The following is a 16,321-nucleotide window of genomic DNA, read 5'->3' as shown; positions in this document are numbered from 1 at the left end:
CCTGCAAGGTGGAAGCATTTTCTGCAACTGCTTTGACACGGAGAGAGCAGAAAACATATAGTAATAGGGCATTATTTTTGTGGCAGGAATTTCCATCAGCAAGAGCGAAACATCGTTTGACCGTGCTTTTAGGAGGATCAACATGCAGAAATACGGACTAATAATATTTATCGCCCTTATTATGTTTTTTTCAGCAAATTCTGCCGCAGATGCTGCTTTCAGCTTCTATATTGGTGGGCAGAAGGTAGAACTGGCAGCATCTCAGGTAGTGAATGGCAATATCCTAATTCCGGCTTCAGTACTGAGAGACTACATGGCTGCTGACGTGGAAAGTGATTTGGAAGCAGGTAAGCTTTCCATCTCATTCCCAACCCACACTATTATAATGGAGATCGGTTCGCCGACAGCAAAGGTGAATGGGGAAGAGCAGATTATGGATGTTGCTCCCCAAGCTGTCGATGGGGAGTTTATGATTCCTCTTCGTTTTGTTGTGGATTTATTAGGTCTGCAGCTGTCTTTTGATGCTAAGCAGGCAGTTCTTTACATAAACTTATCAGATGAACTGGCGGATTGGGTTAGGGCTCGAGCAGAAGGAGAGCCGGCTGATTTGAATCTGCCCGAATTTCTTAATCCGGAGCAGAGCACAACTATTGGTACGCCGGTGTTGAAAAAGATTGTGTTTATGGGAGGACCCAGATCGCGGGTTTTTATTGATTTGGATGGATTTGCCGCGTATGAAAGCTTTTTGCTGACTAATCCGGATCGGATGGTAATTGATTTGACCGGTGTTCGCTGGGATGGTCCGTTCCCGGAACAGGTGATTAATGACACACTGGTGCGCCGGATCCGCTCTGATCAGTTTGATCACCGCACGATCCGAATTGTGTTTGATTTGAACCGGGCTACCGATTATGAGATTAATCGCTGGCCTGATGGTGGATTAGAGATCGAATTTAATTATCAAATTAGGGATATTGGCTATTATAGAGATGAAGAGCAGAATCCTCGGATCTGGTTTGAAGCCAATGAGCAGCCCATGTTCAGCGTTCAGATGCTGCCTTCGCCGATGCGGCTGGTACTGGATTTTCAATCCACAACACTGCTGGACGGAGCCAGAGAGCTGCAGGTAGGCGATCCGCCGCTGCGGTCGGTGCGCATCAGCCAGAACACTCCATCGATTACCCGTATGGTTTTGGATTTAGACGGACCGATGATTCCGATTGAAGTCGAAGAGATTAATGGCCGCTATGAAATCATATTATTCGAAGGAACCGAGCAGGAGTATCAGGCGAAGCTGGAGCGGGAAGCTCCGAAACCGGTAGAACCGGAGCTGTTGATTCCAGAAGATCGGAAAATTGACGACAGCCTGCCCCTTGCTCACCGCATTTTAGTTGTTGATCCCGGTCACGGAGGCTCCGACCCCGGCACAATTGGGAATGTATTGGGAGTATTTGAGAAAGATGTGGTACTGCCCATCAGCCTTGAGCTGGGACGCCTGCTGGAAGAGCAGGGTGCCATTGTGGTGTATACCAGAAATGATGACCGCTACGTATCCTATTTTGATCGGGTAGCAATAGCGAATATGGTAAACGCGGAAATCTTCATTTCTGTCCACGCCAATTCTTATGAGGGCACCGCAGCCAGAGGGGTTGAAACCTTGTACAATCCTCTCTATCTTGAAAACTTCCGCCTGGCACAAGTTGTCCAGAGTGAACTGGTGAACCATTTGGATGCCAAGAATCGAGGTGTGCGCCCCCGGACAGACCTGCATGTTTTAAACAATGCTGAAATGCCTGCCGTTTTAGTCGAAGTCGGTTTTGTAAGTCACCCGGAAGAAGAAAAACTGCTGATTGATCCTGACTACCAGAAAAAGATAGCTGAAGGTCTGCTTAACGGTGTACTGCTGTTTTTCCAAAATTACCGCTGACGGCTGAGGTAGGTGTTTACTAATGACCAAACTTAAACAGTGGATTGCTGTCATACTGCTGATTGTAAGTGTCGGGTTTTTGATTCGAACAGCTTTCTTTCAAACAGAGAGCCCGGCCAGCTCAGAGCCTTTCTGGGTGGTCTATTTTGCATCCGGTGAGGATGTCTATCTGCAGCCGGAAATGCGAACTGGCAGCCCCACGCTCGGAGACCGACTGCAGGCTTTGGTTAACGGACCCCAGAATAAAAGTTTGAGACCGATCCTGCCAGAGGGAACCCAAGTGATTAATTACCAAGTTGAAGGTAATTTGATTCTGGTCAATTTCAACGCAGCGCTGGTCGAAAATCATCCGGGAGGCAGTTCGGCAGAGCTGATCACTGTTTATGGGTTGGTTAATACCTTGACCGAAGATGCCCAAATTGAGTATGTTCGCATTCTGGTTGAGGGGCGAAGTATTGCAACTATCGCCGGTCACGTTGATTTGTCACAACCTCTCAGCAGAGATGAATCATTAATCGGAGCACGATAATAGATATAAGTGGAGGATAAATTATGGAAATGGCAAAAGCACCAATCGGAATTTATGATTCCGGTGTGGGAGGCTTAACAGTCTGGCTGGCTTTTAAACAACTGGTGAAGCAGGATCTGATTTATTACGCTGATACTGCCCATATTCCTTATGGAGACAAGACTAAGGAACAGATCTTGTTTTATTCCCACGGCATCGTGAGTTTCTTAAAACAACAGCGGGCGCGGGTCATTGTTGCTGCCTGCAACACGTCATCCGCCCTTGCTTTACCTACCCTGCAGTTAAGCGCCAGTATTCCCATGTTTGGCGTGATTGAACCGGCGGTGAAAAAAGCTGCCGCTGCCACCAAAAACAACCGCATCGGCTTAATTGCCACTGTGGGAACGGTAAACAGCGGCAGCTATCAGAAAGAGTTCCGCAAACTTGCACCGGACATTCAGGTCTTTGCCCAGAGCTGCCCCAAGCTGGTGCCTTTAATTGAAGCAGGAAAAGTCGATGGTCTGGAAGTGTATACAGCTCTTCATCAATATTTAGATCCACTGGTAAAACAGGGGATCGATACTTTGATTTTGGGGTGCACCCACTATCCGTTTTTGCTGAAACCAATCCGAGAGATCATCGGACCGAGAATAAACATTGTTGATCCCGCATGGCAGCTGGCTGAAGATGTGCGGGATTGGCTGCAGGATCACGGCTATGCTGAGAACCCGCAGCCATCTGCCGAGGTCTTTTGGACCAGTGGAGATCCGGAAGAATTTCGCAAAAAGGCCAGCTTTTTTATTGGACAGGAGATCAAGTCAGTGCGCTTTCATAAGCCGGCAGAAGCCCTGCCGAGCGCGATGGAAGCTTTTCTGGGCGAGCTGTCTCCGGTGTGGCGAGGAGAGAAAGATCAATGAAACAATGGCAGGGAAAACAGGTAGCGGTGGTTGGATTGGGCATCAGTAATGTGCCCTTAATTAGGTATCTGCAAGCGCATGGAGCGGCGATCTCAGGCCGGGACCGCAAAACCGCCGCAGAGCTTGGGGAACGGTATGAGCTTTTGCGGGAACTTGGTGTGGATCTGCGCTTAGGAGCAGATTACCTCGTTGATCTCGACCATTATGACGCGGTGTTTCTCACACCGGGGATACCGAAACATCTGCCGGAAATCCAAGCGCTGATCGGCAGAGTTCCACTTCTCAGTGAAGTTGCGCTGGTGCTTAAGCAGGCCAAAGCTCCGGTTTTTGGTATAACCGGCAGCAGCGGCAAAACCACTACCACCACTTTAGTTGGGGAAATGCTCAAAGCCGCCAATATCGAGTGCCATGTCGGCGGCAATATTGGCACCCCATTAATAGAGCGAATTGAGGAGATTCCTGCAGATGAGCCGATAGTTATGGAGCTGTCCAGCTTTCAGCTGGAGCTGCTTGAGCAGAGCCCCCATTTAGCTCTAATTACCAATATCAGCGAGAACCATCTCGACGTGCATCTGACCATGGACAAGTATATCCACGCAAAAAAGCAGATCTACCTGCACCAAACCCCTCAAGATGTGGTGGTGCTTAACTTCGATGATCCGATTGTTGCAGCCATGGCTGAGGAGGCGGTTGGATCGGTCTACTATTTCAGCTTAAGAACTAAAGTCAATCCCGGCATCTATGTTGATGAGGCAGACATGCTGGTTTTCCAAGATCAGGCAGGAATTGTGCCATTAATATCGAAGCAGGACATTGGTTTAATCGGAGAGCATAATGTCCAAAATATTATGGCTGCTGCTCTTGCTGCTCACCTAGCCGGTGCAGATTGGGACGCAATCCGTACAGTCGCTCGGAACTTTAAGGGAGTTAAACATCGACTTGAACCAGTTGCAGTCATAAATGAGGTAAGTTATGTTAACGACTCAATAGCTACAAGCCCTGCTCGAACAATTGCGGGAATCGAGGCTTTCACAAATCCAGTGATTTTAATTGCAGGTGGATACGATAAAAAACTTAGTTATCGGGGCTTGGCTGAAGCGGTAGTTGAAAGTGTCAAAGCAGTGATTCTAATGGGCCAGACTGCTGACCAGATTCAGCGGGAAATCTTAGCCGTAGAGCCTGAATATGGGCAGATTTACCGCGCTCATGACCTTAATCACGCAGTTGATATCGCTTCTCAGTTGGCTGGATCCGGGGATACTGTGCTTTTATCACCGGCATGCGCCAGCTTTGATATGTATCCTAATTTCGAAGCCCGCGGCGATCATTTTCGCAGGATTGTGCAGGACTTAGCTGCCAAGATGGATGAAAGTACTAAAAATGGAGGTATGGTTAGTGGATAGAGTGGATGGTCGTAAAGCGGATCAACTGCGGCCGGTAAAAATTGAACGGAATGTAAACAAGTATGCAGAGGGCTCGGTACTGATCACTGTGGGAGACACCAAAGTACTTTGTACTGCTTCTGTGGAAGATAAAGTTCCTCCTTTTCTGCGGGGAATGGGTGAAGGTTGGATTACTGCGGAGTATGGTATGCTCCCCAGGGCAACCGAGGTGCGCAACATTCGCGAGGCATCGCGAGGAAAGCAGGGCGGCCGCACCCATGAGATCCAGCGCCTAATCGGAAGAGCACTGCGAGCAGTGGTGGATTTAAAAGCAATCGGAGAGCGGACAATCTGGATTGACTGTGATGTAATTCAGGCTGACGGAGGTACCCGTACCAGCGCCATTACAGGTTCGTACATTGCTTTAGTGGATGCTTTGAGCAAGCTTAAGGAGCAGGAAAAATGGGAAACCATCCCGGTCAGCGATTACCTGGCGGCAGTCAGCGTCGGAGTTGTCGATGGTGAGGTTCTTTTGGACTTATGCTATCAGGAGGATTCCCAAGCGGAAGTAGATTTTAATGTTGTAATGACTGGTTCCGGACAGCTGGTGGAAGTTCAGGGAACAGCCGAAGGAAAGACATTCAGCCGTCAGGAGCTAAATGCCATGCTGGAGATGGCAGAAAAAGGCGTAGACGAGTTAATTAAAATCCAGAGACGCGAATTAACATCAGGTTTGACTACAATGTGGGGAGGAACGTCTGGTGACTGAGCCGGTGTTGGTAGTTGCGTCAAAGAATCAGCACAAAGTAGAGGAAATAAAAGCCATCCTCGCTGATTTGCCCATTATCGTGAAGGGGGCAGCGGAAATAGCTGATCTACCCGAAATTGTTGAAGATGGGCGCACATTTACCGCGAATGCGGTCAAAAAGGCGCTGGAAACAGCCAAAGCTTTAAATCTGCCTGCTATCGGAGATGATTCTGGACTGGTAGTGGAGTTTCTCAATGGGGAGCCGGGGATTCATTCGGCGCGGTACGCTGGCATACCCACTAATGATCAGCGCAATAACGAAAAGCTGCTGTACAAAATGCAGGATGTTCCCTGGGAAAAGCGGGACGCGCACTTCGAGTGTGTTATCGCTTATGCTGAACCTAATGGCGAGGTAGAAATCTGCACCGGGGTCTGCCGAGGCAGGATTGGTTATCAGCCGCGGGGGGATAATGGATTTGGATATGATCCGCTTTTCATCGTTCCGGAGTATGATAAAACCTTTGCTGAACTTGATGCCGAGGTCAAAAATAAGATCAGCCACCGCGCTAAAGCTTTAAGTCAACTCCGCAGCATTTTGATTGAAAAATTTTCCCGATAATGTGTTGACATACCTGTTCAGATATGGTATCATAGCATTTGTCAGTCCGATATAAGGCGACAAAATCGGGGCGTGGCGCAGTTTGGCTAGCGCGCCTGCCTTGGGAGCAGGAGGCCGGAGGTTCAAATCCTCTCGCCCCGACCATGATTAAAAAAGCGGGTGTAGCTCAATGGTAGAGCACTGGCCTTCCAAGCCAGCTGTGAGGGTTCGATTCCCTTCACCCGCTCCACTTTTGAAACGATGCGCCTGTAGCTCAGGGGATAGAGCATCGGACTTCTAATCCGAGTGCCGCAGGTTCGAATCCTGCCAGGCGCGCCATGTGGTCTATTAGCTGTTATAATTATATATATTAGTGTGGTGGGTATAGCTCAGTTGGTTAGAGCGCCAGGTTGTGGCCCTGGAGGTCGCCGGTTCGAATCCGGTTACTCACCCCATTTTTTTATTAATTTTTAATTACACCCCAACAATAACTTCTGCTTTCTCCGGATAAATCTCCGCTTCTAAAGGCGTAGTGCCTGCTAAATCCCCGTCAAATGACTTAATCAGGGGCTGCTCCGCTTCAATCCTTACTTTCTTACCCTGGAGAATTTCAACCTTCGGATGGTTTACGTGCTTGCCGAAATAGACTGTCGGCAGCGCCCGCATCAGCTCGAATTTCCCGACTTCTTTAATAATCACGACCGAAATCAGACCATCGTTGTAGCGAGCATCAGGTGCAAACTTCAGACCTCCACCTCCGTAGGGCATATTCATCAGCACAACGCCCACAACCTTAGTATCAATCTCTTTGTGATCAAGAGTAATCTTAACCCGATAGCTTTCCAGCTCCCGGATTGTTTTGGCTACCGAAGCTAAAAACACCGGCGAACCTTTCAGCCAGGAATCGCGGTGTGCGTTGACATTCACCAAAACAGTGGATGGAAATCCGATTGTAGATACTACCCCAAACATCCGGTCCGTTTCCTTAACAACATCAACTTTAACTGCCCTGCCATTCTGGATGAGATCTAGGGCGGCTAGCGGATCGCGAGGAATATCCAACCCCCGGGCGTAGTCGTTTCCTGTTCCGCCGGGAATAATCGCTAATTTAGATTCTGTTTCCCAGATACCGCTTAAGACCTCGTTGATGGTACCGTCACCGCCTAGAGCTGCGACAATCTCATGCTTGCGGCTGGCCTGATAAGCAAGCTCAACAGCGTGCTTGGGACCTTCAGTAAGGAAAAGTTCAAAATCTTGGTTCCGATCCCGCAAAACATTTGCGACAGATTCAGCTACTTTGCGGCCGCGACCTCTTCCTGCAGATGGATTTGCAACTATTGCTATACTCATACTACCACTCGCTTCCTAAATCTAATGCCCTAACAATTTCTTCCCCACTTTGGAATCTTCCTGCAATCAAGCGGGAAGTTTATTTTTTTGTGCTCCTGTCTATACTATCAGGGAAGGGAGGGTGGTAGATGGCAAAAAAGCGGAAAGTCGATCAGGTCAACCAGAATCTCAACAAGAAGCTGCAGCGTACCGATAATTACTATGAAACTGCAGATGAACTATTGGGAAAACCGGAAACAGAAACTAATGTAAAACAGCAAGTCAACAATCCTAAGAAACGGAAATCTTAACGATAAAGGGAGCAGCTCTGCTGCTCCCTGAGTTTTAGCTGTTGAACAGATATGCGAAAGCGTGGGTAAGCCGAGTAGTAGCTGAAATAACGCCAGTTTGATTCTGGTTGAGAACTAGATCATCCAGCTCGAACAGGATCTGATCTATTTCCATGACTGCGCTGAGCCGATTGGGGGAATTAGGTTTCAACCGATCCCACTCGGCTAACAGCAGCTGAGTATAGTACTGGCACAGGAGCCATTCTTCGTCAAGCGCTGCTTGGGCAGCTTTATCAGTCAGATCCTGGAGATTAACGGTACTGCTGCGGATTTCGGGACCTGGTTCAGGTACTGGAGGCGAGTTCTGTACGAAAGCCTGATAAGTACCAAAGAAAACAGCAGCCACCAGCAGTACAGTGACTATAACAATCGGTCTGCTCATCGGTCTACCTCCTCGAGAATAGGGTGCCCACAATCGGGTTATAAATAAGCTGTCAGCGAAGGAAGGGATCAGCCGTTGAAAGTAGCTTGGGTTATACGTCCCGCAGCGGGCGGCATTAAGCAGCACTTAAACTACTTGCGTAGGGGTCTCAGCAGCTGCTGTGAGATCATTGTCTGCGGCCCCCAAGAATTGGAAGAGTGGGCTGAAGGCTGCCCCTTTTATCCTATCGAGATCACAGATGGGATCGAGCCTAAGCAGGATCTGAAAGCAGTTTGGCAGTTGACTAAAGTGCTGCGGGCAGTTAAACCAGAGCTGATCCATATTCACGGCTTAAAATCTGTAATGATTGCTGTTCCGGCAGCTAAACTCAGCGGAGTTAAGAAAACCTTGTTTACCGCCCATAACATGCTTCCTCAACCCCAGACGCGCTGGTATCGAGCGACCCATGGGCTGGTTAACCGCACTCTGCTGAAGGCCTTGGGTCGAATCATTGCGGTCAGCGATACAGTTGGCAGTGAGCTGGCAGAGTTTGTACCCTACAACCGCATTGTCACGATCCGCAACGGCGTGGATTACCACCGGTTTGAAGGCTATTCCCGCCGAGAAGCGCTGGCTTTAATGGGGCTTGACTCAAAACATTTCATTATTGGTGCAGTCGCTCGACTCATCGCGGAAAAAGGGATTGCCTGCCTGCTGAAGGCAGCGGTGCTTCTGCGGAACGTCCTACCGCAGATGCGGATAGTAATTGTGGGAGATGGTCCGATGCGCCACCAGTTAGAGCTGTACAGCCAAGCGCTGCAGTTGGAACCATATGTGAAGTTTTTGGGTTTTCGCAGCGATGTTCCTGCCTTAATGGCTGGATGGGATCTGTTTGTGCTGCCTAGTTTAAGCGAAGGCTTGAGCGTAAGTGTGCTTGAGGCGATGGCCGCGAAGCTGCCGGTGGTAGTTAGCGATCTTCCCAGCACGCGAGAGGTGGTGGAGCAGGGAAAAGGTGGCTATTTCTTTGCCCCTGACAATGCTCCGGGATTAGCAGCTGCCGTACTTAAAATTGCCAAAGACCAGAGCAAGAAACGCCGCATGGGGGAGCATAATTATCAGTCGGTCATCCGCTCCTTTGGGGTTGACCACATGATTCAAGCGACAAAGCTGCAGTACCAACAACTTATAGAGGAAGGGACCGTGTGGTGAAAGGGCTGAGACAGCGCATTTTGCGGGTAATTCTGCTGGCAGCAATTGTGAATTTATTGAACATCCCGGTCTTGGCTGCAGGACCGAAACTGGTTCTAGTTCTCTGGCACGGTTTGACTTGGGATGATCTTAAAGCTAGTCAGCTGTACGCTGATGGTTTGATGGCGCTGGGGACCATGAATACCCGCATCGGTGGCGGGGAGATGATTTCCGGTGCCTATCTTACGATAAGCAGCGGTTCCCGTGCGTTTGGAACGCATGGAGCTGCCGCTATGTATCACAGCCATGAGCAGACTGGTGGGGTTAAAGCCGGGCAGCTCTATGAGCTGAGAACAGGCCGGACTGGTAACAATCGGATTGTCAATCCGCAAATTGCATCGATCAGAAGTGCATTTGCTGAGGCCAAATATCCACTGGAGGTAGGTGCTCTGGCAGATGCCCTTCGTCGCGCTAACTTGAAAATAGGTGTGTTTGGAAACAGTGATCTGCAGGATCAAAGGGTTCGCTGGGCCGCTTTGGTCGGTATGGATAGTGATGGGCAAGCAGCGCTGGGGCTGGTAAGTGACGAAGTACTAATTGAAGACTCCGCCTATCCCCACGGAAAGCGGACTGATTACCACAAACTTTTGGCAGCTGTCTTAGGTTCAGATGCGGACTTGGCAGTGGTGGATCTAGGCGATCCCTACCGCTTAAGCACATATGTCCAACATCTGATACCCGAACAGCTGGATAAGCTGAAAGCACGCATGGTAAGGGAAGCCTGGGATTTTATTGCCGAGCTTTATGCTGAGCTGCCTCAAGCCGAAATACTCATCGCCGCTCCTTATCCTTCTGCTGACAGGGCAGAAGTTGGCCGCTGGTTTGCGCCTGTGATTGTCATCGGCGGTGATGCCGGCTTGTTAACTTCGGGTACTACCAAGTGGCCTGGAATTATCAGTAATATTGATCTCGCTCCCACCATAGCTAATCGGTTAAACGCCGATAAAGGGCCGATGCTGGGGCGGGCAGTGACGGTTGACCGAATGGAGTCTCAAGCGGCGCTGGCTCTAATCGAGCAGCTCGAGGAAAGAGTCTTTTGGGTTAATCAGCACCGCGGCAGTGTGCTTCGAATTCTGGTAGGGATTCAGGTGGTTCTCTATCTTGTTACCCTGGCACTCTTAATTATTCCCAAGGTGCTGAGCCGCAGGTTTGTTAGGTCGGTTCAGCTGTGCCTTGTGCTCAGCTTATCACTGCCGCTGATTCTCTTACTTCTGCCCCAGGGCTGGTATTGGCCTATGCTGATCATCCTGCTTTTGGTTCTGGTTAATCTGCGCTGCCAAAACCAGCTGGCCAGCATCATGGCAGTTGCCTTAATCACAGCGGGACTAATTATTGTTGATGTGATTCGAGGTGGGGTATGGATTCGCTATTCCTTTCTCGGGTATGACCCGGTAGGAGGAGCCCGCTATTACGGCATCGGCAATGAGTACATGGGTATCCTGATCGGGTCTGCGATTATGGGTTGGGCACTGCTTCGGGAAAGACCTTGGGTGAAAACAAAAAACACCGCATTCTTAGATCTGGCGGTGTTTTTGGCAGTTGTTTTTATCATTGCTGCGCCCCAATGGGGAACTAATGTTGGCGGCATGATAGCCGCTATCTGCGGCTTCGGTATCGCCTGGCTGCTTGCTCACAGTCGGCTGCCTTGGTACAGCTGCGTGGTTGTCGTCGGTTTGGCAGTGGCAGCAGCTTTAATAGGCTTAATGCAGCTTGACGTCGGGCGCCCCGAGGATCTCCAGTCCCATATCGGGCAGACTACCGGGCTGATCAGTGCCAACGGATTAAACACAGTAAAAGATATTATTGTTCGCAAGCTGAGCATGAATCTGCGGCTGCTCCGCTACAGCATCTGGAGCAGGGCGCTGCTGATCGCGATTGCGGCTATGGGTGCCAGCCTCATTTGGCCAAGCCGCTATCTGCAGTGGCTGCTGAAAAACTACCCTGATTTGGTAGTGGGCATTGTCGGGACTTTAACTGGAACCACCGCGGCGCTCATCTTTAATGATTCCGGGGTTGTGGCAGCGGCTACCTGCAGTTTCTTTGCAGCTACCACTATGCTGACGCTAGCCTTGTCTCTAAAACATAATCTTCTGCCGGCGCAGTCCCACGTTGAGAAGGATCCCCACAGCTAATAAGCTGGTAAGGAGAGTACTTCCTCCATAGGTAAGGAAGGGCAGGGGCAGTCCCGTAATCGGCATGATTCCCATAGTCATGCCGATGTTGATTACTAAGTGGCACACAAAGTAGCTGATGCAGCCGACAGCCAGGAGGCTGCCAAAACGGTCTTTAGCATTGATGGCGATTTTAATCCCGCGCCAGATAAAGAACGCGTATAAAAGCAGAATAGCGCTGGCACCGACAAAACCGAATTCCTCGGCGGCCACAGAGAAGATAAAGTCGGTGTGATTGGCTGGGAGAAAATACAGCTGGCCCTGGGTGCCGTTTAAATAACCTTTGCCAAAGAATCCTCCCGAGCCGATGGCGATCATGGATTGGATCACGTTCCAGCCATCACCCGTGGGATCGGAATAAGGATCGAGGAAAATCAAAAGTCGTCTCAGCTGATAAGGTTTGATGATCTTGATAACTTCATAATAAGAGAGGAGAATAGCCGCAAGCGCTGCCGCTATGCCCACTGCAGCAATAATGCCGAGATGGCGCAGATCTCCGCCGCCAATATAAGTCATGGCAAATACAATTCCCACAAATACCATCGCAGTACCCAAGTCCGGCTGGGAAAAAACTAAAGCCATGGGGACACCGATTATTACAAAAGGAAGGAAAATCTTGCGGCCTTCGATATTGCTCTGTTTTTCCATCAGATGAGCCAAGACCACAATCATCACTAATTTGGCAAGCTCCGAGGGCTGGATGTTGAAGCCTCCTAAGCTGAACCAGCGTTGGGAACCTTGAGCTATTTTCCCAGTGATAAGAATAACGGCCAGCGCTAAAACTGTTACCAAATAGCCGATTTTTGTCCAGCGGCGCCAAGCGCGATAATCGATTGACAAGACTACGATCAACCCCATAAACCCAACTAAGGCAGCTATTGCCTGCCTTTTAACATAATGAAAAGGATCAGCATTGAGATTAAGCAGTCTTGAGGCTGATGCTGAATAGATTACAAAAAGTCCGAGCAGGATTAATCCTAGGACAGCGAGAATTAGAGGGATGTCTAAATTGCGCCAGTACCGGCGTGGGATTTCTTTCACGCTCACCGCTCCTTATGTTTTCTAATTATATTATACATGAGATCCGGGGTTTAGAAAACTAAGAGAAAAAGGTCTTGACCAAACAAAACCTCTTTGTTATAATAACTAAGCGTGATGATATGGTTTGAGCCATTAGCTCAGTCGGTAGAGCACCGGACTTTTAATCCGGGTGTCCCGCGTTCGAGTCGCGGATGGCTCACCATTAACCTGCAGGCGTGGCGGAATTGGCAGACGCGCTAGACTTAGGATCTAGTGGGCAACCCCCGTGAGAGTTCGACTCTCTCCGCCTGCACCAAAATTTGGTTAGTCGAGGGCGGTAAAAGATAGATTGCCGCTCGATTTTTTTGTATTCAATTACATAGGCGGCAGGATGTTTATTTTTAAAAAATATGGTTAATACTACCAATTAATGTCGGTAGTAGCGATTGTGGGGAGGAAATATCATGAATGTTAATTTGGAGAAACTCGAGAACAGTAGAGTTCGGTTAACAGTAGAGGCCGATGCTGCTAAACTTGAAGAAGGTTTAGCTCACGCATATCGCACTGTTAATAGGCAGATTGCTATTCCCGGATTCCGCAAAGGGAAAGCGCCGCGCAGTATTGTGGAAAGATACTACGGAGTGAGCATCTTTTTTGAAGATGCCCTGGATTATTTGGTTCCGCAGTTATACGAAGCAGCAGTTAAAGAAACTGGCATTACCCCGGTTGACCAGCCTGAGCTTGATCTTGAGAAAATCGAACCCGGTGAAGGATTAAGCCTTGTCTTTGAAGTTGATGTTTATCCGGAAATTGAATTAGGCCAGTACAAGGGACTGTCGGTGGAAAAGCGGGTTAGAAAAGTAGATAAAGCCGATGTTGATCGGGAGCTGGAACAGCTGCGGATGCAGCACAGTGAGCTGATCGCCGTTGATTCCCGTGATGATGTTCAGGAAGGCGATTTTGCCAATATTGACTTTAAGGGCTACCTGGACGGCAAGCCGTTCTCAGGTGGAGCTGCTGCCGGATATACACTGGAAATCGGTTCCGGACAGTTCATTCCCGGATTTGAAGAACAGCTCATTGGTATGAAAGTCGGCGAAGAAAAGGATATAAATGTAACTTTCCCAGAACAATACTACAACGAAGAGCTTGCCGGTAAAGAGGTTACATTTAATGTTAAGATTAACGGACTGAAAGAGCGGTCTCTGCCGGAGCTTGATGATGAGTTCGCTAAAGATTTAGGTGAATACGAAACTTTGGCAGAATTAAGAGACAGCATCAGGGAAAGATTAGAAGCATCCTTGACCCGCGTAACCAAAGAAGAAATGGAGAATAAATTAATAGAGCAGATTATTGAGAACAGCACTATAAATCTGCCCCGCTCCATGATTCAGGGTCAGGTAGAAACCATGTTCAACAATTTTAGATTCAATCTGATGTATTCTGGAATGACACTTGAGCAGTATCTGGAGTTTACCAACCAGACAGAAGAAGAACTCCAAAAAGAAATGGAACCGGAAGCAATCAGGCAGTTGAAGCGCAGTCTAATTCTGGATGAGGTCGCTGAGCGGGAAGGAATTTCTGTTTCAGATGAAGAAATTGAACGTAAAATCGATGAGATGGTAGAAGAAAGCAGCGATCCAGAGCAGACTCGTCAGAACTGGGAAAACAGTAGAGATAGATTAACTACCATGATCAAAATTGACAAAACTTGGGATTTCTTATTCGAAAACGCTGAAGTGACTGAGGTTGAAGTCGATTCAGAAGATGCAGCTGAAGAAGCAGCGGACGAGGACGAGGCTTCTGCGACCGAGTAATGTGCTGAGACTCTGCTCGAATATACTTAAAGCTGCAGAAAGGAGTCGTGAACAATGAGCACTTTAGTTCCAATGGTGGTTGAACAAACCAATCGGGGAGAAAGAGCGTTTGATATTTATTCGCGTTTGCTCAGAGAACGGATTGTGTTTCTCGGAGGACCGATTAATGATCATGTTGCTAATTTAGTTGTAGCGCAGCTGCTTTATCTGGAGTCGGAGGATCCCAGTAAAGATATTCATTTGTACATTAACAGCCCGGGTGGCGAGGTTTATTCCGGACTGGCTATTTACGATACAATGCAGTACATTAAACCTGATGTATCTACCATTTGTGTAGGCTTAGCAGCCAGCATGGCCGCCCTGCTTCTAACAGCAGGAGCGAAGGGTAAGCGGTTTGCGCTGCCCCATTCCCGGGTGATGATTCATCAGCCGATGGGTGGCGCCCAGGGTCAGGCAACTCAAATTGAGATTGTTGCTAAAGAGATTCTGCGCTTGAAGCACATGGGAAACCAGATTCTCCACCATCACACAGGGCAGCCACTGGAGAAAATTGAACATGACACAGATCGTGATTACTATATGTCGGCGGAAGAAGCAGTAAAATACGGAATAATCGACGGCATCATGCATCACAAAAAAGATATGAACGAGGCGTAAGCGCTTGAGAGAGGTGATAAGATGTTAAAATTTGGCGATGAAAAAGGGCAGCTGAAATGTTCTTTCTGCGGTAAACAGCAGGAACAGGTAAAAAAGCTCATCGCCGGCCCCGGGGTGTACATCTGCGATGAATGTATTGAGCTGTGCAACGAGATTATCGAGGAGGAGTTCACTGAAGAAACAGATGCTTATTTCCACAGCATTCCCAAGCCGATGGAAATTCGCAAAACTCTCGATGAATACGTAATCGGACAAGAGCAGGCCAAAAAATCGTTAGCAGTAGCGGTGTATAATCACTACAAACGCATTAACAACGTTGGCAGAGCAGATGATGTCGAACTGCAGAAGAGCAATATCCTCCTGCTTGGTCCAACCGGCAGCGGTAAAACCCTGTTGGCTCAAACATTGGCAAAGATCTTAAATGTACCGTTTGCAATCGCAGATGCTACCAGCTTGACTGAAGCTGGATATGTGGGTGAGGATGTTGAAAACATCTTACTGAGACTGATCCAAGCAGCCGATTACGATGTAGAGAGAGCTGAGCGAGGCATTATCTACATCGATGAGATAGACAAAATTGCTCGCAAATCGGAAAATCCGTCGATCACCAGGGATGTATCCGGAGAAGGAGTGCAGCAGGCACTTCTGAAAATTCTGGAAGGAACAATCGCTAGTGTGCCCCCGCAGGGAGGCCGCAAGCATCCCCACCAGGAGTTCATCCAGATCGATACCACCAATATTCTCTTCATCTGCGGCGGAGCCTTCGATGGTTTGGAAAAAATCATTGAGCAGCGCATTGGTGAAAAAACAATGGGCTTTGGCGCTGAGATTAAGACCAAAGAAGAGAAAAAGATTGGCGATATTCTCCGCCAGATCATGCCGGAAGATTTGCTGAAGTTTGGTTTGATTCCAGAGTTTATCGGCCGTGTGCCAGTAGTTGTATCCTTGGATGCCCTGGATCAAGAAGCTTTAATCGATATTTTGGTTAAACCGAAAAATGCACTGGTCAAGCAGTTCCAGAAACTGTTCGAAATGGATGATGTGGAACTGGAGTTTCAGCCTGATGCTCTGCAAGCAATTGCTGAGCTCGCTTTGGAACAAAAGACTGGCGCCCGGGGTCTGCGCTCGATTCTTGAATCGATTATGCAGGACACCATGTACACAGTTCCGTCACAGTCTGATGTGAAGAAGTGTGTGATCACCAAAGAAGCAGTGCTTAAACATGAGCCGCCGCGGCTGATTCGAGTTGACCAAGCCAAGGATGAAACCGCATAGATATAAATAAGGC

General features: G+C 48.6%; 15 protein-coding genes and 6 tRNA genes. 18 read left to right on the top strand and 3 right to left on the bottom strand.

The window, feature by feature from the left end:
- Positions 1-142: 142 nt before the first annotated feature.
- The 10 genes from GX019_00995 to GX019_00950 all read left to right on the top strand — a co-directional run bounded on the left by GX019_00995 (position 143) and on the right by GX019_00950 (position 6,535).
- Positions 143-1,927, top strand: a complete 1,785-nt coding sequence (locus GX019_00995; GenBank protein ID HHT35730.1) for an AMIN domain-containing protein — start codon at positions 143-145, stop codon at positions 1,925-1,927.
- Between the two features lie 22 nt (positions 1,928-1,949).
- Positions 1,950-2,456 carry a GerMN domain-containing protein gene (locus tag GX019_00990; protein ID HHT35729.1) on the top strand — a complete coding sequence of 169 codons (507 nt, stop codon included), beginning with the start codon at positions 1,950-1,952 and terminating at the stop codon, positions 2,454-2,456.
- 23 nt (positions 2,457-2,479) lie between these two features.
- Positions 2,480-3,352 (top strand): glutamate racemase, encoded by an 873-nt coding sequence (locus GX019_00985; GenBank protein ID HHT35728.1) that lies wholly within the window; start codon positions 2,480-2,482, stop codon positions 3,350-3,352.
- On the top strand, positions 3,349-4,755 hold the full coding sequence (locus GX019_00980) for a UDP-N-acetylmuramoyl-L-alanine--D-glutamate ligase (GenBank protein HHT35727.1): 1,407 nt from the start codon (positions 3,349-3,351) through the stop codon (positions 4,753-4,755). The genes GX019_00985 and GX019_00980 overlap by 4 nt, the downstream gene beginning before the upstream one ends.
- The gene (gene rph / locus GX019_00975) at positions 4,733-5,503 is read left to right on the top strand and encodes a ribonuclease PH (protein ID HHT35726.1); all 771 of its coding nucleotides are present in this window, start codon (positions 4,733-4,735) and stop codon (positions 5,501-5,503) included. Before GX019_00980 ends, rph begins: the two co-directional genes overlap by 23 nt.
- The gene (locus GX019_00970) at positions 5,496-6,101 is read left to right on the top strand and encodes an XTP/dITP diphosphatase (protein ID HHT35725.1); all 606 of its coding nucleotides are present in this window, start codon (positions 5,496-5,498) and stop codon (positions 6,099-6,101) included. Before rph ends, GX019_00970 begins: the two co-directional genes overlap by 8 nt.
- 66 nt (positions 6,102-6,167) lie before the next feature.
- Positions 6,168-6,245, top strand: a tRNA-Pro gene (locus GX019_00965).
- 11 nt (positions 6,246-6,256) lie between these two features.
- Positions 6,257-6,330, top strand: a tRNA-Gly gene (locus GX019_00960).
- A 13-nt stretch (positions 6,331-6,343) separates the two neighbouring features.
- Positions 6,344-6,419: transfer RNA gene (locus GX019_00955), tRNA-Arg, on the top strand.
- A gap of 39 nt (positions 6,420-6,458) precedes the next feature.
- Positions 6,459-6,535, top strand: a tRNA-His gene (locus GX019_00950).
- A gap of 19 nt (positions 6,536-6,554) precedes the next feature.
- Here the strand turns inward: GX019_00950 and GX019_00945 are convergent.
- Positions 6,555-7,430: a diacylglycerol kinase family lipid kinase gene (locus tag GX019_00945; GenBank protein ID HHT35724.1), complete on the bottom strand. Its 876-nt coding sequence runs from the start codon at positions 7,428-7,430 to the stop codon at positions 6,555-6,557.
- Between the two features lie 128 nt (positions 7,431-7,558).
- On the opposite strand from GX019_00945, the gene GX019_00940 reads away from it, so the two are divergent.
- Positions 7,559-7,720 (top strand): hypothetical protein, encoded by a 162-nt coding sequence (locus GX019_00940; GenBank protein ID HHT35723.1) that lies wholly within the window; start codon positions 7,559-7,561, stop codon positions 7,718-7,720.
- 34 nt (positions 7,721-7,754) lie between these two features.
- On the opposite strand, the gene GX019_00935 is transcribed toward GX019_00940, so the two are convergent.
- Positions 7,755-8,141, bottom strand: a complete 387-nt coding sequence (locus GX019_00935) for a hypothetical protein (GenBank protein ID HHT35722.1) — start codon at positions 8,139-8,141, stop codon at positions 7,755-7,757.
- A gap of 75 nt (positions 8,142-8,216) precedes the next feature.
- On the opposite strand from GX019_00935, the gene GX019_00930 reads away from it, so the two are divergent.
- Both GX019_00930 and GX019_00925 read left to right on the top strand, forming a co-directional pair.
- Complete coding sequence (locus tag GX019_00930; GenBank protein ID HHT35721.1) at positions 8,217-9,329, top strand: glycosyltransferase family 4 protein; 1,113 nt, start codon at positions 8,217-8,219, stop codon at positions 9,327-9,329.
- Positions 9,323-11,500 (top strand): hypothetical protein, encoded by a 2,178-nt coding sequence (locus GX019_00925; GenBank protein HHT35720.1) that lies wholly within the window; start codon positions 9,323-9,325, stop codon positions 11,498-11,500. The genes GX019_00930 and GX019_00925 overlap by 7 nt, the downstream gene beginning before the upstream one ends.
- Here the strand turns inward: GX019_00925 and rodA are convergent.
- On the bottom strand, positions 11,444-12,580 hold the full coding sequence (gene rodA / locus GX019_00920; protein ID HHT35719.1) for a rod shape-determining protein RodA: 1,137 nt from the start codon (positions 12,578-12,580) through the stop codon (positions 11,444-11,446). The genes GX019_00925 and rodA overlap by 57 nt on opposite strands.
- A gap of 126 nt (positions 12,581-12,706) precedes the next feature.
- Here rodA and GX019_00915 point away from each other — a divergent pair.
- The 5 genes from GX019_00915 to clpX all read left to right on the top strand — a co-directional run bounded on the left by GX019_00915 (position 12,707) and on the right by clpX (position 16,308).
- Positions 12,707-12,782 (top strand) — tRNA-Lys (locus GX019_00915).
- A 7-nt stretch (positions 12,783-12,789) separates the two neighbouring features.
- Positions 12,790-12,875 (top strand) — tRNA-Leu (locus tag GX019_00910).
- A 148-nt stretch (positions 12,876-13,023) separates the two neighbouring features.
- Positions 13,024-14,376 carry a trigger factor gene (locus GX019_00905; GenBank protein HHT35718.1) on the top strand — a complete coding sequence of 451 codons (1,353 nt, stop codon included), beginning with the start codon at positions 13,024-13,026 and terminating at the stop codon, positions 14,374-14,376.
- Between the two features lie 54 nt (positions 14,377-14,430).
- Positions 14,431-15,033 (top strand): ATP-dependent Clp endopeptidase proteolytic subunit ClpP, encoded by a 603-nt coding sequence (gene clpP / locus GX019_00900; protein ID HHT35717.1) that lies wholly within the window; start codon positions 14,431-14,433, stop codon positions 15,031-15,033.
- 21 nt (positions 15,034-15,054) lie between these two features.
- Complete coding sequence (clpX, locus tag GX019_00895) at positions 15,055-16,308, top strand: ATP-dependent protease ATP-binding subunit ClpX (GenBank protein ID HHT35716.1); 1,254 nt, start codon at positions 15,055-15,057, stop codon at positions 16,306-16,308.
- Positions 16,309-16,321: the final 13 nt, after the last annotated feature.

Source organism: Bacillota bacterium (genome assembly GCA_012837335.1).
GTDB lineage: Bacteria > Bacillota > Limnochordia > Darwinibacteriales > DTU012 > DTU012.
This window is presented reverse-complemented; position numbering and strand designations above follow the sequence as displayed.